Annotated in this window: 15 protein-coding genes; 9 read left to right on the top strand and 6 right to left on the bottom strand. The window is 57.0% G+C overall.

Annotation, left to right across the window (positions count from 1 at the left end; all coding sequences use genetic code 11):
- Positions 1–18: 18 nt before the first annotated feature.
- The gene (locus tag BXY66_RS16155; protein WP_132861416.1) at positions 19–606 is read right to left on the bottom strand and encodes a transglycosylase SLT domain-containing protein; all 588 of its coding nucleotides are present in this window, start codon (positions 604–606) and stop codon (positions 19–21) included.
- 82 nt (positions 607–688) lie between these two features.
- Positions 689–1,570, bottom strand: a complete 882-nt coding sequence (locus BXY66_RS16150; RefSeq protein ID WP_132861415.1) for an AEC family transporter — start codon at positions 1,568–1,570, stop codon at positions 689–691.
- Between the two features lie 83 nt (positions 1,571–1,653).
- Here BXY66_RS16150 and hspQ point away from each other — a divergent pair, with 83 nt between their 5' ends.
- Positions 1,654–1,980, top strand: coding sequence for a heat shock protein HspQ (gene hspQ / locus BXY66_RS16145; protein ID WP_132861414.1), 327 nt, complete (start codon positions 1,654–1,656; stop codon positions 1,978–1,980).
- 29 nt (positions 1,981–2,009) lie between these two features.
- Here hspQ and BXY66_RS16140 read toward each other — a convergent pair whose 3' ends face one another.
- From BXY66_RS16140 to BXY66_RS16125, 4 genes are all read right to left on the bottom strand, one after another.
- Positions 2,010–2,396 carry a rhodanese-like domain-containing protein gene (locus BXY66_RS16140; protein ID WP_132861413.1) on the bottom strand — a complete coding sequence of 129 codons (387 nt, stop codon included), beginning with the start codon at positions 2,394–2,396 and terminating at the stop codon, positions 2,010–2,012.
- Between the two features lies 1 nt (position 2,397).
- The gene (locus BXY66_RS16135; protein ID WP_132861412.1) at positions 2,398–3,975 is read right to left on the bottom strand and encodes a gamma-glutamyltransferase family protein; all 1,578 of its coding nucleotides are present in this window, start codon (positions 3,973–3,975) and stop codon (positions 2,398–2,400) included.
- Positions 3,976–4,089: 114 nt separating this feature from the next.
- Complete coding sequence (locus tag BXY66_RS16130; protein WP_165929218.1) at positions 4,090–4,533, bottom strand: ATP-binding protein; 444 nt, start codon at positions 4,531–4,533, stop codon at positions 4,090–4,092.
- A 35-nt stretch (positions 4,534–4,568) separates the two neighbouring features.
- Positions 4,569–4,898: an STAS domain-containing protein gene (locus BXY66_RS16125; protein ID WP_132861410.1), complete on the bottom strand. Its 330-nt coding sequence runs from the start codon at positions 4,896–4,898 to the stop codon at positions 4,569–4,571.
- A 182-nt stretch (positions 4,899–5,080) separates the two neighbouring features.
- Here BXY66_RS16125 and BXY66_RS16120 point away from each other — a divergent pair, with 182 nt between their 5' ends.
- The 8 genes from BXY66_RS16120 to BXY66_RS16085 all read left to right on the top strand — a co-directional run bounded on the left by BXY66_RS16120 (position 5,081) and on the right by BXY66_RS16085 (position 12,923).
- Entirely contained in the window at positions 5,081–6,253 is a 1,173-nt protein-coding gene (locus BXY66_RS16120) for a thiolase family protein (protein ID WP_132861409.1), read from the top strand.
- 69 nt (positions 6,254–6,322) lie between these two features.
- Entirely contained in the window at positions 6,323–7,366 is a 1,044-nt protein-coding gene (locus BXY66_RS16115; protein WP_132861408.1) for an alpha/beta hydrolase, read from the top strand.
- Positions 7,367–7,369: 3 nt separating this feature from the next.
- A complete protein-coding gene (locus tag BXY66_RS16110) occupies positions 7,370–7,828 on the top strand; it encodes a GAF domain-containing protein (protein WP_132861407.1) in 459 nt (152 codons plus the stop codon).
- A gap of 155 nt (positions 7,829–7,983) precedes the next feature.
- Positions 7,984–8,553: a helix-turn-helix domain-containing protein gene (locus BXY66_RS16105; protein ID WP_243694417.1), complete on the top strand. Its 570-nt coding sequence runs from the start codon at positions 7,984–7,986 to the stop codon at positions 8,551–8,553.
- Positions 8,554–8,564: 11 nt separating this feature from the next.
- Positions 8,565–8,936, top strand: coding sequence for a GFA family protein (locus tag BXY66_RS16100; protein WP_132861406.1), 372 nt, complete (start codon positions 8,565–8,567; stop codon positions 8,934–8,936).
- 2 nt (positions 8,937–8,938) lie between these two features.
- Complete coding sequence (locus tag BXY66_RS16095; protein WP_132861405.1) at positions 8,939–9,562, top strand: LysE family translocator; 624 nt, start codon at positions 8,939–8,941, stop codon at positions 9,560–9,562.
- Positions 9,563–9,573: 11 nt separating this feature from the next.
- The gene (locus tag BXY66_RS16090; protein WP_132861404.1) at positions 9,574–12,024 is read left to right on the top strand and encodes a GcvT family protein; all 2,451 of its coding nucleotides are present in this window, start codon (positions 9,574–9,576) and stop codon (positions 12,022–12,024) included.
- On the top strand, positions 12,021–12,923 hold the full coding sequence (locus tag BXY66_RS16085; protein WP_132861403.1) for a homocysteine S-methyltransferase family protein: 903 nt from the start codon (positions 12,021–12,023) through the stop codon (positions 12,921–12,923). The genes BXY66_RS16090 and BXY66_RS16085 overlap by 4 nt, the downstream gene beginning before the upstream one ends.
- Positions 12,924–12,970 lie beyond the last annotated feature (47 nt).

Here is a 12,970-nt window from a genome sequence, read left to right as displayed (position 1 = left end):
GTCCGCGCCCGCCCAAGGTTACCAGACCCGTGTACAGCGGCGGAGTTGTTCGCCGTAACGCGCTGCGCGTGCATTGACGTCGTTTGCGACGTTCAAAAGCCAAGTCTTGTTTCTGTAGGTGCCACGGGCGTAGCCGGTGTGGCCTTCGTGGTAATTCAAGTATTGGCCGCGCGCATCGGAGAGGGCGATGCCGTTCTTTTCGCGGGACTTGTTGAAATACCAGCCCATGAAGTCTGTTGCATCCCTGATGTCATCCCGTTTCGCGCCGCGGTTGCGGGTTTCTTTCTTGTATTGATCCCACGTGCCATCGAGCGCCTGTGCGTAGCCATAGGCTGAGGACTGGCGTCCCATCGGCAGAACACCCAGAACATATTTGTGCGGAGTGCGCGCGTTGGAGATGAATTTGCTCTCCTGATAGAGCACGGCCATCTGCACGCTCACTGGCACGCCCCACTTGCGCTGCGTCTTCTTGAACGCTTTCGCAAAATGCTTCTTTTCCTTGAGAATCGAACACGCGTTCTCAAGGTTTCTTGGTGGCTTTTTGTCGCCGCCACCACAGGACGCCACAAAAAGGACGACCATTAACGCGATAAGGAACCTGCTCATCTGCCTCACGCTATGTTTGTTTTGTTGTTTTGCGAGAGTTTACGCCATTTGGCGTGGGAGGTGAATTCACAAATATGCGGGATTATAGGAGAAATCCGAGGACAAGCGGCAATCCGACCACGCAGGTGAGCGTCGACACCATGACGTAACCCGCCACCGCGTTGCTGTCGGCCTCGTATTTTTCGGCCAGAAGATAGGCTGTAACCGCGACAGGCGTGGCAAGTTCGAGCACAAGAACACCAAAGATCGCGCCGGTCAGGCCAAACGCGGATCCCACAGCCCAGCCAACAGCCGTACATAGAACCAGCTTTACAACAGATAGCCACAGGGCGGTGGCGATCCGACCCGGTGTTAGGCGGGCAACAGCCACACCGAGGGTCACCAGCATGAGCGGAATTGCCATCTGGCCAATCAAATCGAGCGTGTTTGTGAGAAATCTTGGCGTTTCCCAATCTTGCCACAGAAACACGGCGCCCAGAAGTGTAGCTGCTATCATAGGTTCCTTTAGAATTTTCCCGGCAGACCCTTTCCCGGCGACCATCCACAGGCCGATCGTAAAAGACCAAATTGCGGTGACCGCAAGCATGACAACGGCGGCCTCCAGGCCGACCTGTCCAAAGGCGAAATAGCACAAAGGAATGCCAAGGTTGCCGGTGTTTCCGAAGGTAAAGGGAGCCAAATAGGTTCGCATGTCGAGGCCCGCGACGTGCAGAATACCCCAGCCAAGCACGCCAATGGCGAAGTAACCGACGCTGCCTGCAACCGCGAGTGTGCCCAGTGTCGCCAGATCGGCTTCGGTTTTCATCAGGGCGGTGAAGATCAAGCAAGGCACTGCGAGCGTCATTGCTAGGCGGGTAACAAATTGAATTCTATACTCAAATCCAGCTTTTACCCAAGCAAAACCAACCCCTGCGACAAGAAATACAGGGGCCACTATTTCCAGAACTGTTAAGATTACGTTCACAGACTGTTTCCTCGCGAAATGTGGCAAAAGTTGGACATTGCCCCCTTGAAGGGTCTAACTTTAGGCAATAGGGGCTGCAATACATGCTTAGAACACGCGCAAAATACTATCTCGGCCAAGTTGTCCGTCATCGCAAACACCCGTTCCGGGGGGTTGTCTTTGATGTGGATCCCGAGTTTTCGAATACCGAGGAATGGTATCAGAACATTCCTGAAGACAGTCGGCCGGTGAAAGATCAGCCGTTTTACCATCTGCTCGCGGAGAACGATCAGAGCTACTATGTGGCCTACGTGTCGGAGCAGAACCTGATTGCTGACTACTCTGGCGAGCCTGTTGGTCACCCCGATTTGCCCGAAATGTTCGGGCCGATGGAAGACGGTGTCTATCCGCTCCATTACAACATGAACTGACCCTTTTCGGATCCGAAATTCAGGGCGCGTCATTCGGTTTCGACTGGCGCGCCTCGCTTTTTCCAGGTCGAGAAACCGCCTTCCATTTCGGCAACATTCGTCGCTCCCATGTCTTGCAGGGTTTTCACTGATAATGCGCTTCGCCACGCGCTGGCGCAGAAAAGAACAAGGGTTTTGTCGGTGGCCAGTTCCGGCTTGTGGTAGGGGCTTTCGGGATCAATCCAGAATTCCAGCATGCCACGAGGTGCGTGAAAGGCATCTTTGATCCGGCCCTCACGGGTCAATTCCCGCGGATCGCGGATGTCGACAAACAGTGCTTTGCCCTCCGCGACCAGTGTTTCAGCCTCCTCCTGAGTGAGGCTGGTGATCTGCTCTTTGGCCTGCGCCACGAGGCGTTTTACCGGTGTGATAGCCATATCAGTACCCTATCGCTGCGCCGTCTTTGCGGGGGTCGGAAGCGCCGACAAGGTAGCCATCCGGATGGATCTGGATGGCCTGCGCACCACCTAGTGGGGCCGGCGGGATTTCCACCTTGTGACCCAGATCGGCAAGCTCTTGACGCACAGCGTCAGAGTAGCCGCGTTCAACCTTGAGAACGCCGTCTTCGGCAAAGGAACGGGGTGCATCAAGCGCTTCCTGCAGGTCCATGCCAAAGTCTTCGATATTCGTCAGAACGCGTGCGTGTCCATTTGGCTGATAGTGTCCGCCCATCACCCCAAACGGCATTTCAATCCGCCCATTTCGACGGGTCATTCCCGGGATGATCGTGTGCATGGGCCGTTTGTTGGGGCCAAGTTCGTTAGGATGACCTTCTTGGAGGGTGAAGCCGCCGCCTCGGTTCTGCATTAGGATGCCGAATTTCTCTGACGCGATGCCTGAGCCGAAAGCGTGGAAAATCGAGTAGATCAACGAGACCGCCATGCGGTTCTTGTCAACAACCGTGATATAGACGGTGTCCTTGTGAACGGCTTCCGTCAGTTTTGCGGGATGCGCCATGGCTTTGCCGGGGTCGATCAGTGCCGCCAGTTTTGCTGCGGTGTCGTCAGACAGCAGGTGGTCGATGCGGTCCGGAGAGCTCGGGTCCGCAATAAAGCGGTCACGGGCGTCATAAGCCAGTTTTGCGGCTTCCGCTTCGATATGGGCGCGTTCGGCTCCAAACGGGTCCATACCTGCGATATCGAAGTGTTTTAGGATATTGAGCAGCAGGATCGCGATGGCGCCCTGCCCATTGGGTGGATGTTCGATCAGCTCCACATCCTTGTAAATGCCGCTGACAGGAGCGGCATCGTTGCCGATGCAATTGGCAAAATCATCCATTGAATGAACCCCGCCCAAGGCGTTCAGGGTGGCGACCATGTCTTCGGCGATTTCACCGGTATAAAATGCATCCCGGCCGTGTTTTGCGACGCGGCGCAGCACTTCGGCTTGTCCGGGTGCCTTAAAGAGTTGGCCAGTCATATATGCTTTGTCGCCATTCATGAAATGGGTGCGGCCATGCCCCTGAAGGGTGCGTCCGTTGATGTCCCAATCAAACCCTGCGCGCGGCGCTACGGGTACGCCGGCATCTGCATAATGAATCGCTGGCGCGAGGCTGTCGGCTATGCCGAGCTTACCGAATTTTTCCGACAGCTGACAGAAGCCGTCAATGGCGCCGGGAATGGTGATGGCTTCGACATCAAAAACAGGAACGGCGTTGTGCCCCATATCACGCAAGCGCGCGGCAGTGGCTGCGGATGGTGCGCGACCCGATCCGTTGAAAGCGTGAACTTCGTCACTGTCTGGTGTGGAGACAAGCGCAAAACAATCCCCACCGATGCCTGTGGACTGAGGTTCACATATGCCCAGCAGAACGGCGCCAGCGATGGCGGCGTCCATTGCAGAGCCACCGGACTTTAGTATGTCCAAAGCGGCTTGAGCGGCGAGCGGGTGCGAAGTGGCGCACATGCCGTTGGTGGACATGACGGGCGAGCGCCCGGGAAGTTGGAAATCGCGCATGTTGGCCTCTTGATGTTCGGTCAAAGGTTTGACGCGAGACTGAGGCAGAATGAACGGTTGTTCAAGAGGCGGAGGTACGACCTTTGGGTCGAATTCTCGGTAATGTGAGGCGGTTCAAGCCGCTTCGTCTGGAATGGAGAAGGTCAGTTCGTTCCAGCTGTCGTCAGCCCGGGAGTAGGCGATGTTGCGGGCAAGGGTGCGCACCATCATCCAGCCAAAACCACCTTCGGGCAGATCCATGAGGTCGGTTTCCACATCCGGTGCATTGCCGGAAGGAATTTGGTCGTCCGGCATGGGCTTGCCGTTGTCGCGCACTTTCAAGTGCCAGCTGTTCTTGTCGTAGTTGCCGGTGAGCGCGATCAGCCCGTCGGAACGGTCTGCAAGCGCGTGTTCGACCACGTTGTTGAGAACCTCTGCCAACACAATTTCCAACGTTCCGGCATTGCAGGCTTCGAGCTGCCGTTCTGTCAAACGCTCGCGCAAGGTTTCCAGAGCAACGCGCACCTCGTGTGGCGTTCCCTCAAGTTCGATATGGATGTCGGGGTTGATTTTGATCACTGTCCCGCTGTCCCTTTCACTCAGCCAACGTCATCTTATGACGCCAGCGCCTCCCCCAACGACGTGTGGATTTTGAAAACCGTATCCATGCGTGTCAGGCGGAATACCTTGTCGACATTTTCATTGAGGCCGGACAGGTCCAGCCGGTGTTTGCTCCCCAGCTGTTTCATGGCCGCGACAATCGCGCCAAGGCCGGATGAATCAATAAAATCGACTTCGGACAAATCGAGGACAACGCGGCCGGAGGCCGAGTCGGTTTCCTCTCGCATGCGGTCCTTGAACTGGATCGCGACAGAGGCATCGATGCGCGTTTCGTGTACGGACACGATCAACGTTTCGCCTTCTGTCTTGCTCGTCAGGTTCATGAGCTTCTCCCAAAAACATGTGCTTGAAACAGACAATAAGCAGAAATCCTTACCAATACGTGAGCGCGAACAGTGTTGCGTCTCCGGCTTTGTTGGCTCAGGTAGGCTGCAATATCCGTGCAATGTTTGTGATGCAGACAGGGGCGGAACAGGGGTAAATCTTTGATTTGAGGGAGAATTCGATGAAAAATGTGGTGATTGCCGGCGCGGCGCGTACGCCGATGGGCGGTTTTCAGGGCGCATTTGACGGAGTGGAGGCTGCCGAACTAGGCGGCGCGGCGATTCGTGCCGCGCTGGCAGATGCCAAGGCAGACACGGTTGAAGAAGTTCTGATGGGCTGCGTGCTTCCGGCAGGACAAGGGCAGGCACCTGCCCGTCAGGCGGGATTCAAGGGTGGACTTGGAGAGGAGGTCCCCGCGACCACGCTCAACAAGATGTGCGGCTCCGGAATGAAGGCGGCCATGATGGCATTTGACGCCGTTGCGCTAGGGGATCGCGATCTGATGATCGCTGGCGGCATGGAGAGCATGACGAACGCACCTTACATTTTGCCCAAGATGCGTGGTGGCGCGCGGATCGGGCACCAACAGGTGATCGATCACATGTTTCTAGACGGACTGGAGGACGCTTACGACAAGGGGCGCCTGATGGGGACGTTCGCCGAGGACTGCGCTGAAAGCTACCAGTTCACCCGTGAAGCGCAGGATGAATACGCGCTGAAGTCCTTGTCCAATGCGCTTGAGGCACAAAAGTCTGGAGCATTTGAGGGTGAGATTGCCCCCGTGACGATTTCTACCCGCAAAGGCGACGTGGTTGTCGGCGAGGACGAGCAACCGGGTAATGCACGACCTGAAAAAATTCCTCAGCTGAAGCCTGCCTTCCGCAAGGACGGGACTGTGACACCGGCAAACGCGTCGTCGATTTCCGATGGTGCTGCCGCGCTGGTTGTAGCGTCCGAAGAGGCGGCACAGACGCAAGGCCTGCAGGTGCGTGCGCGCATTCTCGGCCACGCGAGCCACGCACAAGCGCCGGGGTTGTTCACAACCGCTCCCGTGCCCGCAGCCCAGAAACTTTTGCAGAAGATTGGCTGGTCCAAAGACGACGTGGACCTTTGGGAGGTCAATGAAGCCTTTGCAGTGGTTCCAATGGCGTTCATGCACGAAATGGGATTGAGCCGTGACATCGTAAATGTGAATGGTGGTGCCTGTGCATTGGGCCATCCAATCGGAGCATCTGGTGCTCGGATCATGGTCACGCTTCTCAACGCACTCGAAAAACGTGGTTTGAAACGTGGTGTTGCCGCGATCTGCATCGGTGGTGGCGAAGGCACCGCCATTGCGATTGAGCGCGTTTAACGTCGCGTTCTGGTTGAAAATCGACACGCCCTCGGTCTCACTTCCGCAAGGTAAAGTGAGGGGCGTGTCGTGTCGAAATTCAAAACATTTGTCGGAGTGGCGAAGGTTCTGGTGCCCGAAAGAGTCGTTGAACGGCTCTATCGTGGCAAACGAACCGTGGTTGCGGGCCGGACGATAGACGCCAAGGCGCAGGCCGTGAGTGATCTGGTCGGGATGATGCGCGACCCGGATGTAATGCCGACGGTGGAGGAAAGCCGCGCGCAGTTGTTGGCGATGGCCCAGAAGCTGGAACAGCCGGGTCCTGACAGCGTGGGTATGACTGACATCATGTTGCCTGGCGCCGCAGGTGATCGGCGCGCTCGTGTATATACCCCGGCCGGGGTTTCAGTCGAAGGTCCGGAGCCGACCTTGCTTTACTTGCATGGCGGTGGCTGGGTTCAGGGGGCGATTGAGAGTCACGACGGCCTATGCGCGCGCCTTGCAGACATGGCTGGCATTCGCGTCGTATCCTACGACTATCGCCTTGCACCGGAGCACCCATGGCCTTCGGGATGCGATGATGTGCTTGCGTGCTACAGAGCGCTGGTGGCGGGAGAAACCAGACTGGCCATCGATCCGGGGCAGCTGGTTGTAGGTGGCGACAGCGCTGGCGGCAATTTGACGGCGGTACTGATGCACGACATCGTCAAAGCCGGTGTTTCGATACCTGCGGGCCAAGTGCTGATCTATCCAGCCGTGGACGCTCGGCTGACATCGAAGTCCATGCAGGATTTGAAAGAGCAACCTTTGTTGCCAGCGGCTCGGATTGACTGGTACCTCGAACTTTACATACCGGACGGTCAGGATCGCCTTGATCCACGCATTTCAGCCTTGTTCAGCGATACGCTGGCAATGCAGCCTTCGGCATTGATCGTCGCAGGAGGGCATGATCCGCTGTGGGATGACGGCCATGTCTACGCACAGGCTTTGCAGGAGGCGGGTGTTGAAACCGATATGCTGGCATATCCGGGGCAGATTCACGCTTTCATGTCATTGACCAAGGTGATCCCGCAAGGCAATGAAGCCATCGAGAAAACAGCCAAGTGGCTTAAGGATGTGTTTGAAGGACGCTGAACGATGCGCGTGGATTACAATGAGTTGCGAAAAACCGTACTGGCGTTGACTGAAGGGGAATCGGACACGGTTTCTCTGATGGCCACGCTTGCCTGTGAGGTGCATCATGCGGATGAGAGATTTGACTGGACCGGTTTTTACCGCGTTGTTGGGCCGGAACTCTTGAAGATCGGACCATACCAGGGTGGGCATGGCTGCCTTGTAATTCCCTTTTCCCGAGGAGTTTGCGGTGCAGCAGCTCGTTCGCGTGAGGTTCAGTTGGTGGCAGATGTGGACGCGTTTCCCGGTCATATCGCCTGTGCGAGTTCTACACGGTCCGAGCTTGTTTTGCCGGTTGAGAACGGGGCCGGTGATTTGTTGGGTGTTTTTGATCTGGACAGCGACCAGCCCGATGCGTTCACGCAGGAAGACGCAGATGCTTTGACCGACCTTTTGTCGAAAGTGTTCGCAAAGGCGATTTGATCAGGCTTACAGCCGCGTGTGGGTTTGGGCCTGACCGGAAATGCGGCCTATACAGAGAAATCTGCACCTCTTCGTGAAAAAGTTCTTGGAAATTTCATGAAGCTGACGCAACGTGAAATTCGAGGAAGGAATTTCACGAGGGAATCGCGCGCGTGCTGCACAAAGTGCCTACGGATACGGAAACGCTTGGGGCGGATGTGCGCGCTCTGCGCAAGGCGCGCGGGCTGACGCTTGTGGACATGGCAGAGCAGCTTGGGCGTTCCGTGGGGTGGCTCTCGCAAGTCGAGCGGGACAAGTCGGAACCGACGATTTCGGATTTGCGCGCCATCGCCAAAGTGCTGGATGTGCCGATGTCGATGCTGTTCGGGCAATCGTCGGCGCCTGTGCACGAGCAGGGTTATGTCGTTCGCGCAGGAGCGCGGCGGCCGATGGGCGGGTCTGAGGAAGGTCTGGTCGAGGAGCTTTTGTCGCCGGACCTCACAGATGACTTCGAGATGGTCCATTCAACATTTGCGCCAAGATCCGCCATGCAGGAACCGGCGCAACGCCCGACGCAAGAGGTGGGCTACGTGATTTCCGGTCATTTGGAGTTGCGCATCGGGGATCAGGCATTCTCGGTCGGGCCGGGCGATAGTTTTCGCATTCGGGGAGAGGAATATCACTGGGCCAATCCATTTGACGAAGCCTGCGTTGCGATCTGGGTGATCGCACCTCCGGTGTATTGAGGGAGCGCGTTATGTTGAGCGGAACATGCCTTTGCGGTGACATTACTTTCAGGACCGCCGCGACACCAAAAGGCGCTTCGATGTGCCATTGTGGCCAGTGCCGCAAGATGTCTGGAGGAGTCTGGGCATCGGCCCATGTCAAAGAGCATGATCTGGAAATCTCCGGCAATGTGACTTGGTTCGAGGCCAGCGAAATAGCCAAGAGGGGGCTGTGTGGGCGTTGCGGAGCCTTTCTTTTCTGGAAGGCCCATGACGAGGACACGATCAGCTTCGCATTGGGTGCGGTTGACGGGCCGACCGGTGTTAAAATCGAGAAGCACATCTTTGTTCGTGACAAAGGCGATTTCTACGACATCGCAGACGGCGTGGAGCAAAGGGACTGAACATGCTCGAAACTTTTGCACAGATGGATAGCGTGACACTCTGGGCTTTTATGGCCGCGTCTCTGGTCATGTACCTGACGCCAGGCGCAGATATGATGTTCACCATTGCAAGTGGTATTTCAGGCGGGCCGAAAGCGGGCTTTGCCGCGACCGTGGGCGTCACACTGGGCTTGGTGGTTCACATCACACTTGCTGCGGCGGGATTGGCCGTATTGATCGCGGCCTCCCCGACGGCTCTGTTGGTGATACGCTACGCAGGAGCGGCCTATCTTGTGGTTCTGGCCTATCAGGCCTGGACAGCGAAACCGGATGCGGAAGAAACTGAGGGGCGCTCCAGCGTTTTTCGCGCGGTGCGACGGGGGTTCCTCACCAATATGCTGAACCCCAAAATAATCCTTTTTATTTTGGCGTTTCTGCCACAGTTCACCACGCCCGAAGCCGGGCCGATCTGGCAGCAGATCGTGATCCTCGGCGTGATGTTTGCGTCAGGAGGATTTGTGGTGGTGTCGATCATCGGCCTGTCGGCCGGAGTCGTGGGCGCGAAGCTAAAACAAGCCACTGGCGTACTGAACAAAATCGCCGCCGTCATATTTGGCGGTCTGGCGGCAAAACTCGTATTTGACTGAGGGAGATGGTCATGTCTGATTTTCCAACGAAGGCCCGCGTGGTCATCATCGGCGGCGGTGTCGTGGGCACAAGCAGCCTGTATCACCTGGCCAAGAAAGGCTGGACCGATTGTGTGCTGCTGGAGAAGAACGAGCTGACGGCGGGGTCAACCTGGCATGCCGCTGGCAACGTGCCAACGTTTTCGAATAGTTGGGCGATCATGAACATGCAGCGCTATTCGACCGAGCTGTATGCACGGCTTGGAGAAGAAGTCGATTATCCGATGAACTACCACCAGTCCGGGTCAATCCGACTGGCCCACACAAAGGAGCGCCGGCAAGAGTTCGAGCGCGCCATGTCTATGGCGCTCTATCAAGGTATCCCGATGGAAATGTGGACGCCTGAAGAAGCCAAAGAGCGCTATCCGTTCCTTGAGACACATGATCTGGAAGCGGTGCTGTACGACCCGACAGATGGGGACATCGATCCGGCCCAGCTGACGCAAGCTCTGGCAAAAGGCGCTCGCGATATGGGGCAGAAGATCCTTCGCTTCTGCCCGGCAACCGGTGTCACTCAGAAGGAGGACAAAAGCTGGATCGTACACACCGATAAAGGCGACATTGAATGTGAGTTTGTGGTCAATGCAGCGGGCTATTATGCCCAGCGTGTTGGCGAATGGTTCAAACCGTACGGCGGCCGGTCAGTGCCGATGATGGTTATGAGCCACCAGTATCTGCTGACAGAAGAAATTCCTGAGGTCGAGGATTGGTCCAAAGCCAATGGCGGGGTGAAGCTTCCACTGCTGCGCGACGTGGATATCTCTTACTACCTTCGGCAGGAAAAGCATGGCTACAACCTTGGCCCGTATGAGCCGAACTGTAAGGCACACTGGGACACGGATGATGATCCGATGCCGGATGATTTCTCCTTCCAGCTTTGGTCTGACGACCTTGACCGGATAGAGGACATCGTCACGGATGCGATGGAGCGTGTTCCGTTGATGGCAACCTCAGGCATCAGCCGTGTGATCAACGGGCCCATTCCCTATGCGCCCGATGGTTTGCCGCTGATCGGTCCGATGCCCGGCGTGGAAAATGCCTTTGAAAACTGCGTCTTCACCTTCGGTATCGCCCAAGGTGGTGGCGCGGGCAAAGTGCTCGCGGAGTGGATTGTCGACGGCCATACCGAATGGGACATGTGGGCCGTCGATCCCCGCCGCTACACTGATTACACCGATCACGATTACTGCGTGAAGAAGGGCATGGAGGTCTACGGAAACGAGTACGCCATGCATTTCCCGCATCACGAATGGCCCGCCGCCCGGGACAAGAAGCTCTCCCCCGTCCATGACCGGGTTGTCGCATCTGGCGGTGTTATGGGGGCCTATAATGGTTGGGAGCGGGCGAACTGGTTCGCCAAGGAAGGCGATGACACTTCGCTCGCTGCCACCCATACATGGGGGCGTTCCGGCCCTTGGGAACAACGCGTGAAAGAAGAGTGCGAAGCGGTGCGAGATCACTGCGGTGTGCTTGATCTGCCGGGGTTCTCGCGCTTCATGGTCAAAGGTGAGGGCGCGGCGGAAACTCTGCGTGGCCTCGTGACTGGAGGCTTGCCCAAGGTGGGTCGCATGAACCTGGTTTATATCTCTGATGACCGCGGGCGCATCCTGACCGAGATGTCGTGTATCAGGATGGGCGAAGACGCCTTCCTGATGATCACTGCGGCGACGGCTCAGTGGCACGACCGAGACATTCTCAAAAGGGCGATGCCTGCGAGCGTGAGCGTTGAAGATGTTACCACAACGCGTGATACACTGATTGTGACCGGACCGAAATCGCGCGAAATCCTCTCCACGTTGACCGATGCCGATCTAGAAAGCGGCTGGCTTACACACCAAAGCGCAACTGTCGCGGGACAGCCTGCCTACCTGATCCGAGTGTCGTTTGCAGGTGAACTCGGCTGGGAGGTGCATGCGGAGAATGCGCACATGCCGGCAATTTACGACGCAATCCGTGATGCAGGGGCGACTCCGTTTGGAATGTATGCGTTGAACTCGCTGCGCTTGGAAAAAGGGTATCGCGCTTGGAAAGGGGATCTTTCGACAGATTACTCGCTGCTGGAAGGAGGCCTCAGGCGCTTTGTAAAGCTGGACAAGCCGCAAGACTTCCCGGGCAAGGCCGCAATCCTGAACGAAAAACAGCAGGGTGTGAAGAAGTCCTTCGTAACTCTGAAGGTCGAAGCCGGAGACGCGGACGCGCCGTACATGTCCTGCATTTGGAGCGGCGATCAGATCGTCGGGGAAACCACCTCCGGTGGCTGGGGATACCGCGTGAACGCGTCGATCGCACTGGGAATGGTGAAAGCGGATCTGGCGACGCCGGGCACCGAGCTTGAGGTGGAAATCTACGGACAGAAATGTCGCGCAGTTGTTCAGGAAGACCAACCAATGTGGGACCCGGAAAACGAAAGGCTTCGCGCGTGACCAGCGTGATCCTCAAAGATGGCGGTACGGGGCAGGAACTTCTGGCCCGTTCTTCCATGCCGCCGCATCCATTGTGGTCGTGCAAAGTGATGATGGAAGAGCCGGAAATTGTGAGAGGTGTGCATGCGGATTACATCCGATCTGGTGCGCGACTGCTCACACTCAACACGTATACGGTCACGCCGGAACGGCTTGAGCGGGAGGGTGAGCCGGACATGTTTGTCCCGCTGCAAAGGCGGGCGATCGAACTGGTAGATGCCGCGCGCGAAGAAGTTGGTGTTGAAGGTGTCAAAGTGGCCGGATGTCTTTCGCCATTGCATGGGTCGTACCGACCCGACATGGCGATGTCGCACAATGACCTGTTGCCATTGTATCGTGAAATTGTGGAAGGACAGGTTGAAGCCAGCGATTTAATCCTTGCCGAAACCCTGTCCAGCATTGCCGAAGTCACATCAGCGGCACAGGCGGCGGTGGAAACCGGATTGCCCACGTGGGTTTTTCTGACACTCAACGATGACGAGAGCGGTACTTTGCGCTCCGGCGAGCCGCTGTCCGACGCCGTTGCCGCTTTGGACGGGTCCGGGGTTGCCGGGATCGGCATCAACTGCTGCAAGCCTGAAGTGGTAGACGCAAACCTTGCCGAAGTTCAGCGCTCAGGTTTGCCGACGGGCGCTTATGCCAACGGTTTCACCGGAATTGACGCGCTGGAAATTGGCGGCACGGTTGACGGACTCAAGGCTCGCAAGGATCTGACGCCGGTGGCCTATGCCGAGTTTGCTATGCGCTGGGCGCAGCAAGGACTGGGTCTGATCGGTGGCTGTTGCGAAGTCGGGCCATCCCACATTGCAGAGCTTTCAAAACAACTAATCGACGCCGGTTACGACGTGGTCGGCGCCTGACTTCTTCTTGCGAATAAATCCCGGGGGTCCGGGGGCAATTTCCCCTG

The organism is Shimia isoporae (genome assembly GCF_004346865.1).
In the GTDB taxonomy this organism is placed as follows: domain Bacteria; phylum Pseudomonadota; class Alphaproteobacteria; order Rhodobacterales; family Rhodobacteraceae; genus Shimia; species Shimia isoporae.
This window is presented reverse-complemented; position numbering and strand designations above follow the sequence as displayed.

Bases quoted from the DNA above. Each gene is read 5' to 3' on its own strand.
- BXY66_RS16155 (WP_132861416.1), bottom strand. From the start codon at position 606: ATGAGCAGGTTCCTTATCGCGTTAATGGTCGTCCTTTTTGTGGCGTCC.
- hspQ (WP_132861414.1), top strand. From the start codon at position 1,654: ATGCTTAGAACACGCGCAAAATACTATCTCGGCCAAGTTGTCCGTCAT.
- BXY66_RS16140 (WP_132861413.1), bottom strand. From the start codon at position 2,396: ATGGCTATCACACCGGTAAAACGCCTCGTGGCGCAGGCCAAAGAGCAG.
- BXY66_RS16135 (WP_132861412.1), bottom strand. From the start codon at position 3,975: ATGCGCGATTTCCAACTTCCCGGGCGCTCGCCCGTCATGTCCACCAAC.
- BXY66_RS16125 (WP_132861410.1), bottom strand. From the start codon at position 4,898: ATGAACCTGACGAGCAAGACAGAAGGCGAAACGTTGATCGTGTCCGTA.
- BXY66_RS16120 (WP_132861409.1), top strand. From the start codon at position 5,081: ATGAAAAATGTGGTGATTGCCGGCGCGGCGCGTACGCCGATGGGCGGT.
- BXY66_RS16110 (WP_132861407.1), top strand. From the start codon at position 7,370: ATGCGCGTGGATTACAATGAGTTGCGAAAAACCGTACTGGCGTTGACT.
- BXY66_RS16100 (WP_132861406.1), top strand. From the start codon at position 8,565: ATGTTGAGCGGAACATGCCTTTGCGGTGACATTACTTTCAGGACCGCC.
- BXY66_RS16095 (WP_132861405.1), top strand. From the start codon at position 8,939: ATGCTCGAAACTTTTGCACAGATGGATAGCGTGACACTCTGGGCTTTT.
- BXY66_RS16090 (WP_132861404.1), top strand. From the start codon at position 9,574: ATGTCTGATTTTCCAACGAAGGCCCGCGTGGTCATCATCGGCGGCGGT.